The 16,487-nt window shown below is 69.3% G+C and carries 21 protein-coding genes and 1 pseudogene; 15 read left to right on the top strand and 7 right to left on the bottom strand.

Translation table 11 applies throughout. The features are described from left to right. A partial coding sequence (locus ACTMTF_RS42260) for a LuxR C-terminal-related transcriptional regulator (protein WP_441115728.1) occupies nucleotides 1-268 on the top strand: 268 nt, incomplete at its 5' end. Here the strand turns inward: ACTMTF_RS42260 and ACTMTF_RS42255 are convergent. Further along, nucleotides 219-1,703, bottom strand: coding sequence for a hypothetical protein (locus ACTMTF_RS42255; RefSeq protein ID WP_441115727.1), 1,485 nt, complete (start codon nucleotides 1,701-1,703; stop codon nucleotides 219-221). The two genes, ACTMTF_RS42260 and ACTMTF_RS42255, sit on opposite strands and share 50 nt — an antisense overlap. Before the next feature lie 70 nt (nucleotides 1,704-1,773). Between ACTMTF_RS42255 and ACTMTF_RS42250 the strand changes: the two genes are divergently transcribed. The 3 genes and pseudogenes from ACTMTF_RS42250 to ACTMTF_RS42240 all read left to right on the top strand — a co-directional run. Next, nucleotides 1,774-2,907, top strand: a complete 1,134-nt coding sequence (locus ACTMTF_RS42250) for a WD40 repeat domain-containing protein (protein ID WP_441115726.1) — start codon at nucleotides 1,774-1,776, stop codon at nucleotides 2,905-2,907. 49 nt (nucleotides 2,908-2,956) lie between these two features. Further along, nucleotides 2,957-3,367: a VOC family protein gene (locus tag ACTMTF_RS42245; RefSeq protein WP_441115725.1), complete on the top strand. Its 411-nt coding sequence runs from the start codon at nucleotides 2,957-2,959 to the stop codon at nucleotides 3,365-3,367. A gap of 34 nt (nucleotides 3,368-3,401) precedes the next feature. Next, nucleotides 3,402-3,662: pseudogene (locus ACTMTF_RS42240) on the top strand (AraC family transcriptional regulator); the annotation flags it as partial. Between the two features lie 68 nt (nucleotides 3,663-3,730). Here ACTMTF_RS42240 and ACTMTF_RS42235 read toward each other — a convergent pair. From ACTMTF_RS42235 to ACTMTF_RS42225, 3 genes are all read right to left on the bottom strand, one after another. Then, nucleotides 3,731-4,501 carry an FHA domain-containing protein gene (locus tag ACTMTF_RS42235; RefSeq protein ID WP_441115724.1) on the bottom strand — a complete coding sequence of 257 codons (771 nt, stop codon included), beginning with the start codon at nucleotides 4,499-4,501 and terminating at the stop codon, nucleotides 3,731-3,733. 80 nt (nucleotides 4,502-4,581) lie between these two features. After that, entirely contained in the window at nucleotides 4,582-6,360 is a 1,779-nt protein-coding gene (locus ACTMTF_RS42230) for a serine/threonine-protein kinase (RefSeq protein ID WP_441115723.1), read from the bottom strand. A 291-nt stretch (nucleotides 6,361-6,651) separates the two neighbouring features. Continuing rightward, nucleotides 6,652-6,807, bottom strand: coding sequence for a hypothetical protein (locus tag ACTMTF_RS42225; RefSeq protein WP_441115722.1), 156 nt, complete (start codon nucleotides 6,805-6,807; stop codon nucleotides 6,652-6,654). 35 nt (nucleotides 6,808-6,842) lie between these two features. On the opposite strand from ACTMTF_RS42225, the gene ACTMTF_RS42220 reads away from it, so the two are divergent. The 3 genes from ACTMTF_RS42220 to ACTMTF_RS42210 all read left to right on the top strand — a co-directional run bounded on the left by ACTMTF_RS42220 (nucleotide 6,843) and on the right by ACTMTF_RS42210 (nucleotide 8,413). Next, nucleotides 6,843-7,064: a hypothetical protein gene (locus ACTMTF_RS42220; RefSeq protein WP_441115721.1), complete on the top strand. Its 222-nt coding sequence runs from the start codon at nucleotides 6,843-6,845 to the stop codon at nucleotides 7,062-7,064. Between the two features lie 33 nt (nucleotides 7,065-7,097). Continuing rightward, nucleotides 7,098-7,694 (top strand): hypothetical protein, encoded by a 597-nt coding sequence (locus ACTMTF_RS42215; protein ID WP_441115720.1) that lies wholly within the window; start codon nucleotides 7,098-7,100, stop codon nucleotides 7,692-7,694. A 212-nt stretch (nucleotides 7,695-7,906) separates the two neighbouring features. Continuing rightward, nucleotides 7,907-8,413: a hypothetical protein gene (locus ACTMTF_RS42210; protein WP_441115719.1), complete on the top strand. Its 507-nt coding sequence runs from the start codon at nucleotides 7,907-7,909 to the stop codon at nucleotides 8,411-8,413. 115 nt (nucleotides 8,414-8,528) lie between these two features. Here the strand turns inward: ACTMTF_RS42210 and ACTMTF_RS42205 are convergent, their stop codons facing one another. Then, nucleotides 8,529-9,248 (bottom strand): hypothetical protein, encoded by a 720-nt coding sequence (locus ACTMTF_RS42205; RefSeq protein ID WP_441115718.1) that lies wholly within the window; start codon nucleotides 9,246-9,248, stop codon nucleotides 8,529-8,531. 42 nt (nucleotides 9,249-9,290) lie between these two features. On the opposite strand from ACTMTF_RS42205, the gene ACTMTF_RS42200 reads away from it, so the two are divergent. The 4 genes from ACTMTF_RS42200 (at nucleotide 9,291) to ACTMTF_RS42185 (ending at nucleotide 12,448) form a co-directional block, all read left to right on the top strand. Next, nucleotides 9,291-9,794 carry a DinB family protein gene (locus ACTMTF_RS42200; RefSeq protein ID WP_397006541.1) on the top strand — a complete coding sequence of 168 codons (504 nt, stop codon included), beginning with the start codon at nucleotides 9,291-9,293 and terminating at the stop codon, nucleotides 9,792-9,794. A gap of 30 nt (nucleotides 9,795-9,824) precedes the next feature. After that, nucleotides 9,825-10,238, top strand: coding sequence for a nuclear transport factor 2 family protein (locus ACTMTF_RS42195; RefSeq protein ID WP_441115717.1), 414 nt, complete (start codon nucleotides 9,825-9,827; stop codon nucleotides 10,236-10,238). A gap of 63 nt (nucleotides 10,239-10,301) precedes the next feature. Then, nucleotides 10,302-11,924: a lysine--tRNA ligase gene (lysS, locus tag ACTMTF_RS42190; protein ID WP_441115716.1), complete on the top strand. Its 1,623-nt coding sequence runs from the start codon at nucleotides 10,302-10,304 to the stop codon at nucleotides 11,922-11,924. After that, nucleotides 11,921-12,448 carry an AAA family ATPase gene (locus ACTMTF_RS42185; RefSeq protein WP_441115715.1) on the top strand — a complete coding sequence of 176 codons (528 nt, stop codon included), beginning with the start codon at nucleotides 11,921-11,923 and terminating at the stop codon, nucleotides 12,446-12,448. The genes lysS and ACTMTF_RS42185 overlap by 4 nt, the downstream gene beginning before the upstream one ends. 43 nt (nucleotides 12,449-12,491) lie before the next feature. Here ACTMTF_RS42185 and ACTMTF_RS42180 read toward each other — a convergent pair whose 3' ends face one another. Beyond that, nucleotides 12,492-12,989 (bottom strand): Lrp/AsnC family transcriptional regulator, encoded by a 498-nt coding sequence (locus ACTMTF_RS42180; RefSeq protein WP_441115714.1) that lies wholly within the window; start codon nucleotides 12,987-12,989, stop codon nucleotides 12,492-12,494. Between the two features lie 115 nt (nucleotides 12,990-13,104). On the opposite strand from ACTMTF_RS42180, the gene ACTMTF_RS42175 reads away from it, so the two are divergent. The 3 genes from ACTMTF_RS42175 to ACTMTF_RS42165 all read left to right on the top strand — a co-directional run bounded on the left by ACTMTF_RS42175 (nucleotide 13,105) and on the right by ACTMTF_RS42165 (nucleotide 15,441). Then, nucleotides 13,105-13,560: a DUF2000 domain-containing protein gene (locus tag ACTMTF_RS42175; protein WP_441115713.1), complete on the top strand. Its 456-nt coding sequence runs from the start codon at nucleotides 13,105-13,107 to the stop codon at nucleotides 13,558-13,560. 163 nt (nucleotides 13,561-13,723) lie between these two features. Further along, a complete protein-coding gene (locus ACTMTF_RS42170) occupies nucleotides 13,724-14,449 on the top strand; it encodes a glycosyltransferase family 2 protein (protein WP_397006553.1) in 726 nt (241 codons plus the stop codon). Between the two features lie 20 nt (nucleotides 14,450-14,469). Beyond that, nucleotides 14,470-15,441, top strand: a complete 972-nt coding sequence (locus tag ACTMTF_RS42165) for a ketopantoate reductase family protein (protein WP_441115712.1) — start codon at nucleotides 14,470-14,472, stop codon at nucleotides 15,439-15,441. Here ACTMTF_RS42165 and ACTMTF_RS42160 read toward each other — a convergent pair. Then, entirely contained in the window at nucleotides 15,407-15,934 is a 528-nt protein-coding gene (locus tag ACTMTF_RS42160) for a DUF6886 family protein (RefSeq protein WP_397006557.1), read from the bottom strand. The genes ACTMTF_RS42165 and ACTMTF_RS42160 overlap by 35 nt on opposite strands. A 94-nt stretch (nucleotides 15,935-16,028) precedes the next feature. Between ACTMTF_RS42160 and ACTMTF_RS42155 the strand changes: the two genes are divergently transcribed. Further along, complete coding sequence (locus ACTMTF_RS42155) at nucleotides 16,029-16,385, top strand: hypothetical protein (protein ID WP_441115711.1); 357 nt, start codon at nucleotides 16,029-16,031, stop codon at nucleotides 16,383-16,385. Nucleotides 16,386-16,487 lie beyond the last annotated feature (102 nt).

Raw genomic sequence — 16,487 nt, 5'->3', positions numbered from 1 at the left:
GCACCCAGAACGGCGAACCCAGCCCCACCATGACCGAGATGGCCCGCAAGATCACCACAGCCCTCGACGCCGCCTGACGGCCGCGCTGACCGTACAAGGACTTCAGGTCGCTCAGCCGGCCGCCACCGGCCTGAGCGACGAACAGAAGACCGACCGACCGATGCTGTCGCACCGGACGGTGGGCGCGCACCTGTACCGGGCCTTCCCGAAGCTCGGCGTCACATCCCGCGCCGAGCTCCAGGACGCGCTGTCGGCATACGAGTCCTGAGCCACGGGAGGAGTCCGCCGAGGCCGGCGGCGAGGACGGGCAGCCCCACGACCACGGCCACGATCACCGGCCACGGGGTGTCGGAAGGCACCCGTGACGGCGCATTCCATGTGACCGACGCCGTCCAGGGCCAGAACAGCAGCGTCCCGATGGGATAACCGGCGACCGCGCCCAGCACCGTCCCGCACAGCGCGCTCAGCCCGGCACGGGAGGCGCTGAACCACCGGAAAGTCGCGCCCGCCCCGTGACCGGCCAGCCTCAGCACCCGCCTCTGCCTCAAGTTCGTGGCCTTACCGCCCCCGGCGGCCAGCGCACCGCCGAGGGCGATGAGGAACGCCACCGCGGCGACGGCCATCCAACCGGTCGAAGCCTGGAATCCCCGCTCGACATAAGCGTCCGCGATGCCGCCCAGCCGGCTGTCGAGCCGCTCCCGCTCATCCGCCGAGACACGACGCAGGGAGGGGTCGACGATCAGCTCGTGCGGCTCCAGTTGATAGCCGACGTCCCGGACTACCGCCGCCGGCACGAAGATCGTCTGCATCTGAGGGTCGACGGTTCCGGCGACGGTCGCCGGAATGGTCTTGCTAGTCAGCGGGTTGTCTTTCCCGGTCACGTCGTAGGAGATCGTGACCGAGTCGACCTTCACGTCAGCTGTCGTGACCACCACGGCCGTGCTCTCGTCGTACGGCGTCGACCGGTCACCCGTGAGGTACCGCAGCAAGGTCTCGTCGCCGATGACAGCGCCCTCGTAGACGGTGTCGTACGGCAGGTCGACGTCGTCGGTGTCCGCGTCGAAGTATCGGTATTCGCCCCCGGAGTAGCTCGGAATGTCACGCCGAACGAGCGGGACTCCCGGTAACTCATGCTGGATCGCCGTGCGTACGGCATCCGCGTGCTCCGCCGAGAAGTGCTCCACCAGGAGGGCGCCGGGCCGGGCCTGGGGGTGGTAGTCGGCCCTGCTCATCGCCGTCACACCGACCGCGACGATCGTCAGGGCGACGCAGAAGGCCGTCGCCAGCATCGTCATCGTGATCGCGGGAGCCGTGGTCGGGCGACGACCGGCCAGGTCACGGGCCGCCAGGCGAACGGGCAGCGGCATCCGTTCCGCGTACTGGCCGACGATCTCCAGCAGCCATGAGGCGAACGGGCCGAGACCGAAAAGGAGCAGACCTCCGCCCATGAGTGTCACCAGCATGTTCCCGTACCACTCGAAGATGGGGTAACGCGTATTTTCACCCGCCGCCCACGCACCGAACACCATCATGAGGACGCCGAAGAACGACACGAAGAATCCCCCGACCACAAATCGCCGGCGTACGCGCGCGTGGCGGTTGGGCGGGGCGGAAAACCTGGCGACCGTCACGGATGCGGCTGGGAGTCCCACGGAGTAACCCAGGAACAGGACTATCAGCACCACGACCACCCATACGATCATGGCCGAATGGTAACGAGTTCCGGCCGGTCCGATCTCGGCCGATGATCAACATGGATACGAGGTACATACGGTGGGCACCAGGTCCCTGATCGTTGCTGCAGGTGTGCTGTTAACCGTTGGCTCACTGAACCTGCCGGGAGAAAGTGCGGCGTCCGATGTTGTCCTTTCCTCTTCGGCCGACGCCCCTCCCCTGGGCACCCGGATCGGTGACCCTCTGCAGGGGCACCTCAGTCCTGTGATCGCATTGGCCGTCGGCAAGCGCAGCGACGGCACGCCGGTCATCGTCTCCGGCAGTCGCGACAGAACCATCCGCATCTGGAACCTGAACACCGGGAAACCCATCGGAAAGCCGCTGAAGGGGCATCGCCAAGAGGTTTACAGTCTGGCGATCGACAAGCGCAGTGATGGCACCCCGGTCATCGTCTCCGGCGGAGAGGAGGACGGCACCGTACGAATCTGGAACCTGAACACCGGGACACCGCTCGGAAAGCCCATCGTGTCCGAACGCGACATCATGTGGGGGGTGGCGACGGAGAAACTCCGGGACGGCACCCGGGTCATCGCCGCCACCGCAGGGGGAATCAGATCCGTCGTGGGCCTGTGGAACCTGGACACCGGCAAACACATCAAGCGGTCCTTCACCGAGGTCTTCAGCACGACCACGGATCTGGCCACCGGAAAGCGCAGTGACGGCACACCCGTCGCCATCACCGGCAACGCCAGTGGCCGGACGCGCATCTGGAGCATGGAGACGGGAAAGCCGCTCAGCAAGTCCCTTTTCAGCTGTCAGGAATGTCAGGCCCGAACATTGGCGGTCGGAAAGCGCAGTGACGGCACGCCCGTCGTCGTCTCCGCGAACACCGACTATCCCCTGATCGACGAGGACACACCCGACGGCAAGATATGGACCTGGGACCTGAACACAGGAAAGGCCGTCGGAAAGTCCATCAAGATCCCGCCCACCCAAGCCGCTGACATGGCCGTGGGACGTCTCCGGGACGGCACCCCGGTCATCGCCTACGGTGATGACTCCGGCGCCGTGTCACTTTGGGAGCTGGACACCGGCAAGGCCGTCGGTGAGCCCTTCGCCGCTCATTCCGACACGATCTTCGCCTTGGCGATGGGCAAGCGCAGCGACGGGACTCCTGTTCTGGTCACCGGGGGAAGGGACAGGACAGTACGCATCTGGAGTCTGGGAGCCTGATCAGGAACCGAGAAGCGCTGGTCGCCGAGCCGCGGCTAACGTGACGGCCATGGACATCACCATTCACACGACCGTCCTGCCGCATACCGACCCGGACGCCTCCCTGGCCTTCTACCGCGACACCCTCGGCTTCGAAGTCCGCAGCGACGTCGGGCAGGGCAAGATGCGCTGGATCACGGTCGGCCCCGAAGGCCGGCCCGACACGTCCATCCTCCTGGCGCCGCCGGCCGCCGACCCCGGGGTCACCGAGGACGAGCGCCGCACCATCCTCGAGATGATGGCCAAGGGCACCTACGGGTGGATCCTGCTGGCCACCCCGAACCTCGACGCCACCTTCGAAGGGCTGCGGGCCCGCGACGCCGAGATCGTTCAGGAGCCGACCGAGCAGCCGTACGGCATTCGCGACTGCGCCCTCCGCGATCCCGCGGGCAACCTGATCCGCATCCAAGAGCTTCGCTGAGCCGTTCGCTGATCGATGTGAAAGGAGTCGTCTCATGTGTCACCCCGCATGGGGGCGCGCCCTCACCGCTGCGCAGCGCCTGAACGACCTCGCGCGACTGCGCCGCGTCCGCGACCGGATCGACCGGGAGTACACGCTGCCGCTGAACATCGAGGCGCTCGCCCGCGACGTGGACATGGCGCCCGGTGACCTCGGCCGTCAGTTCCGGCTCGCCTACGGGCAGTCGCCGTACGCCTATCTGATGACGCGGCGCAGGGAGCGCGCGACGGTGGACTCCAGCGTCACCGAGGCCTGTTCCACAGGCCGCTCCTTCAGCACTGTGCCGGGTGCCGTGGCTGACCGCTGACCGACGGTGGGGACGGCTCAATCGAGGTCGGACTCCAGGAGGTCCAGGTCCGGCGGGACGAGGGTGGTCGACTCCACCATGCCCTTGAGCAGGTTGTGCAGGAGGTTGTTGTCGTACGGCCGGCCCTCCGAAGGGTCGTGCCGGAGCGGGTACGGGAAGCCTGCGTCGTGGAGGCGGTAGCGGACGGCCTCGATCCGGTTCTCGATGATGCCGGCCCGCCATCTCTCCGCAGGCCGGAGGGCGGCCAGCCGGGCCTCGGCCTGGTTGTACGTCAACGGGCGAGGAGTCTCCTCGTACAGCAAGTAGCGCTGGCCCAGGACGACCAGGAGCAGGCGTTCCGTCTCGCTGATCTCCCAGATCTTCGGCGGAACGGTCTCGGCCTCGTGCAGATCCTTCAGAACGTCGCCGTACGGGCTCATGACATGAAGCTCCACCAGGTGATGGCGGTAACCCGAGCCCCTGATGAACAGCGGGGTGTAGCCGGCCGCCAGCGGGACGGGATCGGCGGACTTGTGCATCAACTGGCCGCGTGGCAGGCGGATGAGCTGCCGGCCCACATTGTGCAGCCACCACAGATTGTCCTGATACGTCACCTCGGCGTGCAGGCGACTCACCGACTGGTCGTCCGCGCCGACGCTCAGGTCGACGTTCGGGCGCTTGTCCCGTCCGAAGCGGACGTGGCGGCCCGGCTGTGGCGGGACCGTGATGCGGCCCATGACAGTGCGGGCACGGAGGGTGCCTGGCACCGCCGGATCCACGCCGTGGGCCAGGCTCTTGGTGACGCTCATCTGCTCGCCTCCTGGGCGTTCGCGGGACGCAGCCGTATGATGCCCGAACCTCTCCGGGACCCCTCCCGGAAGCGGGGAGCTCAGGTGCCGCGAAGCGTGTCGGTGGCGGAGTCGGCGAGAGCGGTCGCCATCCGGCAGAGCCGGTCCATGGGGCGCGAGCCGCTGACCACGAGGCGTACCTTCTCGGCCGCCGTCCGGCCGTTCTGATCGGTGTACGAGCGGTACACCACCTGGACCAGGCAGGTCCGGCCGCCCTCGCCCGCCGGCTCGATGACCGCGCGGTATCCGTTGATCCGGGTGGCCGTGCCGTCCTCCGCGGTGGGCGGCCGGCCGCGGTCGAACCGGAGGTCCACCCCTGTGTCACTGGTGGTGCTGCCCCAGGTGCATCCCCACCCGGCGAACGCGAAGTCCGGGTCCGCGGCGTCGACGCCGGGGATGGTCTCCAGCGCCTTGCCGGAGAGCAGCGCGCAGGCGTCCCGCTGTGCCAGCGAGCTCTCCGGGAGTGGTGGGGACCGGCGTTCGAGCGGGCCCCGGTCGAGCGCCCGGGCCGCGATGGTGGCGGCGGCATCGGCGATCTCACAGAGGTCGGCCTTGCCCTCGTCCTCCCACTGCGCGCGCACTCGCACCGTGGTGTCGGCCACGCCGGGCAGCACGAGCGTCCGCGAGCACTCCCCGCTCTCGCGGGGTTCGCCGGCCACGGTGATCGTGCCCACGGTCCTCAGCTCCCCGGCCTGCTCGGGCGGCGCGAGGTGGTTGAGGTCCACCATGACGTCCACGGCTCCGCCACCCGGCGGGGAGACGATGACGTCGCACCGGTCGAAGTTGCCGTAGTCGATGTCGAGCTCCGTCTCGCCGAACCGGCCGAGCGCGGCGGGATCGGTCATGGCGCAGGGGTCGGCCGTACGGTGGTCGCCGATCAGGGGTGAGGCGGGGCCCGTCGAGGAGGGGGCGGGGGCCGGGGTCGCCGAGGTCGTGGGCGGTGTGGGCGCGGAGACCTTGCGATCCTGGTCCAGCCCGTATCCGTACCAGACGGCCACCAGCGCCACGCAGGCCCCCGACACGATGAGGGCCCTTCCTGCCACAGCGGTCGACTCCCCCGCGATCTTCTCGAGCCGCTTCTGCACCTGCCCCATCTTCGGCCGCGCACGCGGATCCAGCCGCAGCATCTCCTGCAGCAGCTCCCTCAACGGACCCACGTCCGCCGTCAGCGGGACGTCCGTATGGGCGAGCTCCCACGCCACCGAGTCCTCGTCCGACTCACCGCCGTCGGCTTCCTGACGCGGCGGATGGCCGGCGACCAGCGCGTAGATGGTGGCCCCGAGGGAGAAGACATCCGCTTTCGCCCCCGGCTGTCCCTTGATGACCTCGGGAGCGGCGTACGCGAAGGTGCAGCTGATGGCGCCGTTGCGGGTGGCGGTGTCCCGCCCCCCGATCCGGTACGCGGCGCCGAAGTCGGTCAGCTTCACCACGCCATCACCGCCGCCGACGATGTTGGCCGGCTTCACGTCGAGGTGGACGAGGTCCTTGTCATGCAGGGCGGCCAGGGCGCCGGCGATCTTCGCGCCGACGTGTGCCGCCTTCTTCGGCGACATTCTCGGCCGTCCGTCCATATTGCCGCCGGGCACGTACTCCATCACGAGCCAGTCGTCCACGGTGCCGTACAGGGTGACCACGTGCGGGTGGTTGAAGGCGGCGAGAGCGCGTGCCTCGGCGAGCAATCGGCTGGACTCGGCGCTGTCGGCCAGCAGGCGCTTGAGCACGACGTCCCGGCCCAGCTCGAGATCGCGGGCCAGCCAGACCTCGGTCACCTGGCTGCCGACCAGACATTCGGCCAACTCATATCGCTCACCAACTGTCATGCCCTGGCGCACCGCGATCCCCCCTCGCCGGCCATTCGGAACATCGCGTGCTCCGAATTTACTGGGCCGATGTGCGATGCGCAGTTTTACCTCACATTTCCTACGCGTGCCCCGACCGCAGGAGCCGGCATGCCCGGGACCGTCCCCCGAAGACCGGCGCTAACTTGCGGCGACCGGCGCCGAGCAGAACGGAAAGGATGTGCTGACATGGCAGTACTGAGCTGCGCGAAGTCCGGCAGGAGCGGGCCGCCGAAACACGCCCGTGGCAGTAACTCACCTACAGAAAGCGGCTCAATACGAAAAATACTTATATATGCGTTTTCGTTGCTTGTCGTCGTCGGGGTCACCGGAATCTTCTCTGTCGCGATCCGCAACGCGCAACGCACCTGGCAGCACGATTCCCGTCATGGCGAACGCACGCGAGCTGAAGCGGATCGCCGGCGACATGAGCGCCGAACTCCCTGAGTGAGCGGGTGGCGCAGGTGAGCCCGGCCATCGGCAACCGGCTCTTCTTCCTCGACACGGTCCTGGGCTTCTTCACCGCGCTCAAGACACCAGAGCTGATCAAGCAGGCGGAGAAGGACGGTACGTTCACCTATCTGGCCAGAGCGGGCGCTCTCATCGGCAATGCCGACGCGGAGGCCAGGAAGGCACTCGAGCGGATAAGGGAGTGGCCGGGCCTCGACCAGGGGCCCACATCTTGACAACAGTCGCCGTGGCGAGGAGGACCGTGGGGTATGCGTAAGACAAGCACGTCGGCGTCGGCCGTGATGCTGCTGTTGGTGACGGTGGCGGCCTGCGGTGGTCAGGAGCCGACGGTCGCACGGGCGACCCCTGCCCCGGCGGCGTCCGCGCCGACCGCCGCCGCCTCTCCGAGGGCCCACGAGCTCCGCAAGAGCGACATCCCGTGGCACGGCACCGGGGATCCGTACAACGCCACGGTGGAGTTGGACGACGGGCGGCGGGTGGCCATGCACTATCGGCGCGGCAAGGGCCTCTACGAACAGCACTCCAGCCTGCGGGCCGCCGGGTGGACGAAGCCGCGCCTGATCTACGGCACCAAGACCGAGGCGTGCCAGGGGATCCACCTGCGGGCGTTCGGCGGGACCGTCACGGCCGTGGCGGACTTCGGCGTCTACTGTTCGGACGGCGAGCCGCCGATGGAGTCCGTCGCGGCCGTGGGCGTGGGCGGCCTGCGCACCTGGGACCACCACCTGACCAGGAGCTTCGACGGCTGGGAGCGGGTGTCGGCGAGCGACGGCGGCAAGGAGGTCACCTTCAGGCGCGGCTCGGCCACGCTGCGATGGAGCCGGTCGGGCGGCTTCTCGAACTAGGACGAAGAGGGAGGCGGCGGCCGGCGAGGCGGGCTCGCCACCGCCTGACTGATATCGGCACGTGCAACCACGGATACAGCACCCTGCAGGTATGCGCATAGGCGGCGTAAGTGGCTAGCAGGCGGATGCGCCTATCAATGGTGATGTACACCCCGAAAAGCACCTGAGGACCTTGGGGGAAACCCAGAAGTCCTCACCCTCAAGGAGTCATCATGCGTCGCTCGATTCGTACCCTGGTCACCCTCGCCGCCGCCACCGCCGCCACCGCCGTGGTCATGGGCGCCCCCGCCTCCGCCTCCACCTCCACCTACACCTCCACCGACCCCCAGCCGCTGGTCGCCGGCCCGGCCGTGGAGAGCTGGGGTTCGTACTACTCCAGCAACTTCAAGGCCAGGGCCAACGGCACGGTCCGGGTCAACTGGAACGGGGCCGAGACGTCGAACAACGTCCAGGTCAGGGGCCGGCTGTACGACCTGGACTTCCGCACCCTCGAGCAGGGCGGCAAGTGCGCCTTCGTCCAGGTCAAGGTCCACCACCTCCACCAGCCGAACTGGAAGTGGGACAGCGCCCCCTCCTACAAGCTGTGCGACGCCGGCACGGTGAAGCACTTCGCCTTCTGGAACCACAACGTGGACAAAGTCCGCATCCGCGTCAGCCAGATCGGCAAGTACAGCGACTACGTGATCAGGAAGGGCGCCTGGCACCAGGTGAACATCTGATCTGACTCGCCGTACCAGGCCCGCTCGCACGACCGCGAGCGGGCCTTCCGCCGTGCGGGCCCGCTGTACGGACCTTTCGCCGTACGGGCCTTCCGCCGTGCGGGACCGGGGCGCCTCAGGAGAAGCGCTCGATCGTCACCGGGATCAGCCCTTCGGCCCGCATCACCGCGGTCAGCTCGCGCAGCAACGGCCCGACGGCGGCGTCGGAAGGGCCGCCCAGGCGTACGGTCACGTCGAGGCACCAGGCCGTGCCGGGGCCGATCCGGCGTACGTCCCAGGTGAACGCGTCGCCGGCCACGCGCGCCGCGGCCGTGCCGACGACCCGCTCCCCAGGGTCGGCGAGCGACATCCGCCAGACCTCCCGAAGCCGAGGCAGGCTGTCCTCGCCCAGGTCGCCCGCGAACAGGACGCGATAGACCCGAAGCTCGTGGAAGCCGTCGGGCGGCTCCGGAGGGGTGAGCACCAGCGGCGGCGAACCGGCCAGCGGCAGGCGGTCCTGGAAGAGGCCGCGCAACGTCCCCTCACCGGGCAGCTCGGCCCCGGCGAGCCGGCGGTAGGCGCTCTCGGCTTCGCGGCGACGGACCGGGACGGCCCGCCCACGCAGCCCGGCGTCGGTGCGCAGCTCGCGAGCGAACGCGGCAGAACTCCACCAGCCACCCCCGGCCGCGCCCCACCCGGCGCTGTCGGCCGCGCCCCACCCGGCGCTGTCGAGACCGGTCGCGGTGCCGTCACCGGCGAGCACGAGCTCCTCCACGACGATCGCCTCAGCCTCACCGACGCCTGCCTCGGCCAGGATGACGTAATAGTCCAAGTGGTCCAGCAGCGATCTCGCCACACCGAAAGCCTAACCGGGCTTGCGGGCGAGTAGGTTTTCGTCATGGACGAGCGCATTCCTCCCATCTACGACGGCGACGAGCGAGCCATCCTCTACAGCTGGCTCGACTGGCATCGCGAGACCCTCGCGGCCAAGTGCGCCGGACTGTCGGATGAGCAATTGCGCCGCCGGGCCGTGCCGCCGTCGGGCATGTCCCTGCTCGGGCTGGTGCGGCACATGGCGCACGTCGAGCGGGCCTGGTTCCGGCGGATGCTGGACGACGAGGACGTGCCCCTGCTGTACGGCAAGGAGGAGCGGCAGGACGCCGACTTCGACGAGGTCGACGGCGCGTCGGCCGGGGAGGCCATCGCCACCTGGCGTGAGGAGATCGAGCGGGCGCGCAAGGTGTCGGCCGGGCTGCCGCTGGACGCGGTCGCCAAGCGGCAGCGCGACGGCAACGACGTGTCCCACCGGCGGATCCTGGTGCACGTCATTCAGGAGTACGCCCGCCACAACGGCCATGCCGACCTGCTGCGCGAGCGGATCGACGGCAGGACCGGCGAATAGACCAGGCGAACAGACCAAGGGGCTCACCGGATGGACCGTTCGGAGATCATCGACGTGCTGGCCCGTTACACCTACGCCATCGACTCGGGGCGGTGGGACGACCTCGACGAGGTGTTCACCCCGGACGCGGTGATCGACTACCGGTCGGCGGGCGGGATCCGGGGGACGCTGCCGGAGGTCAAGTCCTGGCTGGCGTCCGTGCTCTCCCACTGGCCGGGGCGGCTGCATCTGGTGGGCGCCGCCGTGATCGGCTTCGAGGACGGTGAGGCGGTCGTGCACGCGCCGTTCACCGACACCCTCGCCCCGTCGAGAGAGCTGATCCCCGCGGGGACCGAGGGCCTGCTGCAGGGCGGCGGCTGGTACCACCACCGGATGCGGCGCACCGAGGACGGCTGGCGGAGCCGGGAGCTGGTGGAGGAGCAGACCTGGCGCACTGCCCAGTAGAACCGCCCGGTAGATCTGGGCATCACGTTCGCCTGAAGGCGGACGAACCGCAAGAATGGCGCGATGAGCGTGGCTGACAGCACGGAGACCGACTGGGTATCCAGGTTCGCGGACGAGGTGATCTCCGAGGCGGAGCGTCGCGCGCCGGGCAAACCGATCGTGTGCGCGTCCGGGCTGAGCCCGTCAGGGCCGATCCATCTGGGCAACCTGCGCGAGGTGATGACCCCCCACCTGGTCGCCGACGAGATCAGGCGGCGTGGGCACGAGTGCGTGCACCTGCTGTCCTGGGACGACTACGACCGTTTCCGCCGGGTGCCCGCGGGCGTCGACCCGGCGTGGGCCGAGCACATCGGCAAGCCGCTGACCTCGGTGCCCGCGCCTCCCGGCAGCGCGCACGACTCCTGGGCCGCGCACTTCAAGGCCCCGATGGAGGCCGCGCTGACCGAGCTGGGCGTCGAATACCGGAGCATCAGCCAGACCGAGCAGTACACCTCCGGCGCCTACCGGGAGCAGATCCTCACCGCCATGCGGGAGCGTGACCGGATCGACGCGGTCCTGGCGCGCTACCGGACGAAGGAGACGGTCCAGGAGAGCGCCGCCTACTACCCGTACAAGCCCTATTGCGAGCTGTGCGAGCGTGATCTGACCACGGTCACCGCCTACGACGACGACAGCACCGAGCTGGCCTACACGTGCGCCTGCGGGTTCGGGGAGACCGTGCGGCTGGCCGAGCACGACCGCGGCAAGCTGGTGTGGAAGGTCGACTGGCCGATGCGGTGGGCGTACGAAGGGGTGGTGTTCGAGCCGTCGGGGGTGGACCATCACTCGCCGGGGTCGGCGTGGATCGTCGGCGGGCAGCTGGTGGGCGAGGTGTACGGCGGCGAGCAGCCGATCGGGCCGATGTACGCCTTCGTCGGGATCACCGGCATGGCCAAGATGAGCAGCTCCAAGGGTGACGTGCCGACTCCGGCCGACGCGCTGGAGATCATGGAGGCGCCGGTGCTGCGCTGGCTGTACGCGCGCCGTAAGCCGTCCCAGTCCTTCAAGATCGCTTTCGACCAGGAGATCCAGCGGCTCTACGACGAGTGGGACGCCCTGGGCCGCAAGGTCGCCGACGGGAGCTGCCAGCCGTCGGAGCTGGCCGCCTACAACCGGGCCGTACGGACGGCGGAGAGGTCGTTGCCGGAGACGCCGTGGCCGGTGGCCTACCGCACGCTGGCCTCCATCGTGGACGTCACGACCGGCGACCCCGACCAGACGCTGCGGATCCTGGGCGACCTCGACGCGATCACCTCGCTGGAGGACGCCCGGCCGAGGCTGGACCGGGCGCAGCGGTGGATCGACACGCAGGTGGCCGCCGACCAGCGCACCCGGGTGCGCGAGGAGCCCGACGCGGAGCTGCTCGGCTCGCTCGGCGACGATGAGCGCGACTCGCTGCGGCTGCTGGTCGAGGGGCTGGACGAGCACTGGTCGCTCGACGGGCTCACCACGCTGGTGTACGGCGTGCCGAAGGTGCGCGCCGGGCTGGCGGCGGACGCCAAGCCGACGCCCGAGGTGAAGACGGCGCAGCGGGCCTTCTTCGCGCTGCTCTACAAGCTGCTGGTCGGGCGCGACACCGGGCCCCGGCTGCCCACGCTGCTGCTGGCGGTGGGCGCGGACCGGGTGCGGAAGCTGGTCGGCGTGTGAAGGGGGTCTTCCTGATCACCGGGATCTCCGCCTCGGGCAAGTCCACGGTCGGGCAGGCGCTGGCCGAGCGGCTGCCCCGGTCGGCGCACGTACGGGGGGACGTGTTCAGGCGCATGGTGGTCAGCGGTGGCGAGGGGATGACGCCGGAGCCGTCGCGGGAGGCGCTGCGCCAGCTTCACCTGCGCTACCGGATCGCGGCGGCCGCGGCGGATCTGTACGTCGAGGAGGGGTTCACCCCGATCGTGCAGGACGTGGTGCTCGGACCGGAGCTGTCGCTGTTCGTGAAGCTGATCCGCAGCCGTCCGCTGATGGTGGTCGTGCTGGCGCCCGACGCGGCCACCGTCGAGCGGCGCGAGCGGGAGCGGGCCAAGACGGGCTACGGCGCCTGGACGGTGGCGCAGCTCGACACGGCGCTGCGCCGCGACACCCCGCGCATCGGCCTCTGGCTCGACACCTCGGCACAGACGCCCGCCGAGACCGTCGAGGAGATCCTGGCGAGGGCCGACGAGGCCGTGGTCGTCTGAGGAGTCGCCGAGGAAGTCGGCCAAGGGTCGGCCAAGGGGCCGGCTAGCGGGACTTGCGGCCGGTGCGCGGCCTGGTGGCGCGTCCGGGGGGCAGGACCTCGACGGAGGTCTTGCGGATGTGGTCGTAGACCAGCGAGGTGCGCACGTCGGCGATGTTGCGGTGGCGCGCGACGTGATCGAGGACGAAGTCGCGCAGATGGGTGGTGTCGCGCACGGCCACCTGGATGATGAAGTCGTCGCCGCCGGACACCACGAAGACGGCGAGCGTCTCGGGCAGCGCGGCGACGTAGTCGCGGAAACCCTCCACCGCCTCGCGGATCTTCGGGTGCAGCCGGACGTGGATGAGCGCCTGCACCGGCCTGCCGATGGCGTCGAGGTTGACCTCGGCGTGGAAGCCCTCGATCACGCCGTCGCCGCGCAGCGAGCGCACCCGTTCGAGGCAGGTGGAGGCGGCGATGCCGATGCGCTCGGCGAGCTCGCGGTTGGTCTGGCGGCCGTCACGCTGCAGCTCGACCAGGATGGCCGTATCAAGTTCGTCCACGGGCCCATGCTCTCACGATGTTCCGAACTTTCTTCGGAATGGGCCTGTTGACGTTGCTCCATCGCCGAGACAAGCGCGAGTCTTCCTTAGCAAGTTCGGACAGAGGGAGACCTTGATGGTCATCATGGAGATCGACCGCCGCAGCGACCTGCCCACGAAGAAGCTGCCGGTCAAATGGGTGATCGTGGTGGATCGCGACCTGCCCCGCGGGCTGCAGGCGAACGCGGCGGCGTGTCTGGCGGCGTCGGTGAGCCAGGCGGCGCCGGCGATCCTTGGCTCGGGCGGGCTCGACGCCTCCGGGCAGGCTCACGCGGGCCTGCCGTGGACCGGCTGCACGGTGCTGGCCGCCCCGGCCGCGGTCGTCAAGCGCGTCAGGGACGACGCGGCGGGCGATCCGGAGCTGCTCGTCACGGACATGGCGGCGATCGCGCAGCGGGCCGACGTCTACGACGATTATCTGGCCGAGCTCGCCGGCGCCGCCGTGGAGGACCTGTCGTACTTCGCCGTGAGCCTGCTCGGGCCGCGCGCGGAGGTGGAGCGCCACACGGGCAGACTGCCACTGCTACGCTAGCCGCACATATTTGACCTATCAGGTCAAGTCGGGCAACAGTGCTCCTGAATCACATGTGACCCCAGGTCACGGCAAGAAAACAGTCCCAGGTGAACACATAGGTCCGCAATCAATGCAAGGCGTAGTCAAGCGACTTGCATGTGTGATGGTGAACCTTGACCACATGAACAGGCAGCCCTTCTCCGTCAGCGTAAGCGTCATCGTCCCCGCGATGAACGAGGCCGACAACCTGCCCCACGTCTTCGCGACCCTCCCCTCATGGATCGACGAGGTCATCCTCGTCGACGGCAACTCCAGCGACGACACCGTCGCGGTGGCGCGCACCCTCCGCCCCGATCTGCACGTGGTCACCCAGACCAGGCGCGGCAAGGGCAACGCGCTCATCGAAGGCTTCGCGGCGGCCAAGGGCGACATCATCGTCATGATCGACGCTGACGGATCCACCGACGGCAGGGAGATCTTCTCGTTCGTCACCGCGCTCGTCGACGGCGCCGACTTCGCCAAGGGCTCCCGCTACGCGCCCGGCGGGGGCTCCGACGACCTCAGCCGGCTTCGCTCGCTCGGCAACAGAGCCCTGACGGGCCTGACGAACCTGCTGTACGGCACCTCGTACACGGACCTGTGCTACGGCTACAACGCCTTCTGGGCCCACCACCTCGCCGCCCTCGACCTCGACTGCGACGGCTTCGAGATCGAGACCCTGATGAACGTCCGCGCCGTCCAGGCCGGGCTGACCATCCGGGAGGTGCCCAGCCACGAGCGCTGCCGCATCCACGGCGAGAGCAACCTGCACGCCGTGCGCGACGGCCTGCGCGTGCTCAGGACGATCCTGCGCGAACGATTTCGCGCGGCGGACGCGCCCAGGACCCAGGTGGCACTCGTGAAGTGAGAGATGACATCCTCTGAATCATGCGCTACATCGTGATCGGAGCGGGGGCGATCGGCGGCACCATCGGAGCCCGGCTGCACCAGAGCGGGCACGACGTGCTGCTGATCGCCCGGGGGCCCCACTACGAAGCGTTGAAGAGTGACGGCCTGCGCCTGATCACTCCGCACGACGACCTCCGGATGCACATCCCCGTGGCGGCCGGCCCGGTGCCGGTCCGCGAGGACGACGTGCTGATCCTGGCGACCAAGTCCCAGGACACGATGGGCGCGCTCGACCCGTGGCCGAGGCACCTGCCCGTGGTCTGCGCGCAGAACGGCGTCGAGAACGAACGCGTCGCCCTGCGTAGGTTCGACCGGGTCTACGGCATGTGCGTGTGGCTGCCGGCCCAGCACACCGAGCCCGGCGTCGTGGCCTGCTACGGATCACCGCGCTCGGGCCTGCTGCACATCGGCTGCTACCCGCACGGCGCCGACGCGATGGCCAAGCAGATCGCCACCGATCTCGACGGCAGCTCCTTCATCGCGCTGCCCTCGCCCGAGGTGATGCGCTGGAAGTACGGCAAGCTGCTGGGCAACCTGAACAACGCCGTCGAGGCCCTCGTCGGCCACGGGCCAGGCGTGGAAGAGATCATGGAGCAGGCCCGTGCGGAGGGCATGGCGGTGCTCGAAGAGGCCGGCCTCGTCTACTCCACGCCCCGCGAGGAGCGCGAGCTCCGCCGCGACCGGGTGGAGGTGCTGCCGATCGGCGGCGAGACCCGCGACGGCGGTTCGTCCTGGCAGAGCCTCGCCAGGGGCACCGGCTCGATCGAGGCCGACTACCTCAACGGGGAGATCGTCCTGCTCGGCCGCGAGCTCGGCATCCCCACCCCGGCCAACGCGGTGCTGCAGCGCGAGGCCAACAGGTTCGCGCGGGAGAGGCGGCGGCCGGGCTCGATGGAGCTGGAGACGCTGTCCGGACTCATCGACGAGCGTTCCGCAGCCGGATCCCGCTGAACTCCAGCGTGCTCGCCGTCACCTGGCTCCAGAAGGGCCAGAGGTTGTCCAGCACGCGGAGCTGGATCCCGGCCTGCTCGTGCAGCTCCAGCAGGTCGCTGACCGGCTCCGGCGGGCCGAGCGGCCGCACCGGCACCCGCGCGACGACGGCGTGCGCGGGCTCCCCGACGGGCGAGAAGTGCTCGGCGGGCAGCCGGTAGGCGTACAGGCGGACATCCATGATCGCCCTGAGCCAGCCGTACTCGACCGCGTGCACCCGGTCCCCACTCCCGGCGCCGATGATCCTCCCGGCGTCCTCCTCGGTGGTTCTCGGGCCCTTCCAGGCCATGGCTCGCGGGCAGGCGCGGGGGAACCAGTAGTCAGGGCAGCGGTCGGCGGCGACCGCCCAGACGTACGGCTCGCGTAGCTGCGAGGTCGGCGCGACGTGCGGGACGAACCGCTCGATGGTCGGATCTTCGGAGAAGTGCAGCACCTGGCCCGGCTCCGGTCTCATGAACGCCATCATGTCCGCAACCCCCTGCCACAGAGGGCATACCGCGCCGGAGTGTGGGCAGTTGAGACTCGCCTGAGACAAGGGGTGAGTTCAAATGATCTTCCTGGGTCTGTTACTGGTTCTGCTCGCCGGTGCCGCGGTCGTGTTGATCGCCACCGAGGAGAGCGCCAGGTATGTCCTGTTCGGCATCACCTTCGAGCCGAACCACATCGAGATGTTCCTCGCGGGGGCGGCCACGGCGGCCGTCCTGCTGGTGGGCATCTGGCTGATCGCACAGGCTTCGCGCAGGTCGGCGCAGCGCCGTCGCCGGCTGCGCAGCGTCCGCGCCGACGCCTCCGACCGCGTGGCCAAGCTGGAGGAGGAGAAGCGGGAGCTGCAGCGAAAGCTCGAACACGAGCGCACCAGCGACGACCGACTGGTCGCCGGCCGCACGGAGGAAACCGCGCGGTGACCCCACCGGCGCGGGGGCCGGCCGCCCTCGCGCCGGAGGATCCGCCCGGAGATTCGCGGCATTCCGGCATGGGGGGTGTAATCTGCGAGGCGCTCTCATCAT

It is taken from the genome of Nonomuraea sp. ZG12, assembly GCF_052068115.1.
Classification (GTDB): Bacteria; Actinomycetota; Actinomycetes; order Streptosporangiales; family Streptosporangiaceae; genus Nonomuraea.
The sequence above is the reverse complement of the archived record's forward strand: the minus strand, read 5'-3'. Positions and strand labels throughout refer to the sequence as shown.

Bases quoted from the DNA above. Each gene is read 5' to 3' on its own strand.
- ACTMTF_RS42255 (WP_441115727.1), bottom strand. From the start codon at position 1,703: ATGATCGTATGGGTGGTCGTGGTGCTGATAGTCCTGTTCCTGGGTTAC.
- ACTMTF_RS42245 (WP_441115725.1), top strand. From the start codon at position 2,957: ATGGACATCACCATTCACACGACCGTCCTGCCGCATACCGACCCGGAC.
- ACTMTF_RS42235 (WP_441115724.1), bottom strand. From the start codon at position 4,501: ATGAGCGTCACCAAGAGCCTGGCCCACGGCGTGGATCCGGCGGTGCCA.
- ACTMTF_RS42230 (WP_441115723.1), bottom strand. From the start codon at position 6,360: ATGACAGTTGGTGAGCGATATGAGTTGGCCGAATGTCTGGTCGGCAGC.
- ACTMTF_RS42225 (WP_441115722.1), bottom strand. From the start codon at position 6,807: ATGTCGCCGGCGATCCGCTTCAGCTCGCGTGCGTTCGCCATGACGGGA.
- ACTMTF_RS42215 (WP_441115720.1), top strand. From the start codon at position 7,098: ATGCGTAAGACAAGCACGTCGGCGTCGGCCGTGATGCTGCTGTTGGTG.
- ACTMTF_RS42210 (WP_441115719.1), top strand. From the start codon at position 7,907: ATGCGTCGCTCGATTCGTACCCTGGTCACCCTCGCCGCCGCCACCGCC.
- ACTMTF_RS42200 (WP_397006541.1), top strand. From the start codon at position 9,291: ATGGACGAGCGCATTCCTCCCATCTACGACGGCGACGAGCGAGCCATC.
- ACTMTF_RS42195 (WP_441115717.1), top strand. From the start codon at position 9,825: ATGGACCGTTCGGAGATCATCGACGTGCTGGCCCGTTACACCTACGCC.
- lysS (WP_441115716.1), top strand. From the start codon at position 10,302: ATGAGCGTGGCTGACAGCACGGAGACCGACTGGGTATCCAGGTTCGCG.
- ACTMTF_RS42175 (WP_441115713.1), top strand. From the start codon at position 13,105: ATGGTCATCATGGAGATCGACCGCCGCAGCGACCTGCCCACGAAGAAG.
- ACTMTF_RS42170 (WP_397006553.1), top strand. From the start codon at position 13,724: ATGAACAGGCAGCCCTTCTCCGTCAGCGTAAGCGTCATCGTCCCCGCG.
- ACTMTF_RS42165 (WP_441115712.1), top strand. From the start codon at position 14,470: ATGCGCTACATCGTGATCGGAGCGGGGGCGATCGGCGGCACCATCGGA.
- ACTMTF_RS42160 (WP_397006557.1), bottom strand. From the start codon at position 15,934: ATGAGACCGGAGCCGGGCCAGGTGCTGCACTTCTCCGAAGATCCGACC.
- ACTMTF_RS42155 (WP_441115711.1), top strand. From the start codon at position 16,029: ATGATCTTCCTGGGTCTGTTACTGGTTCTGCTCGCCGGTGCCGCGGTC.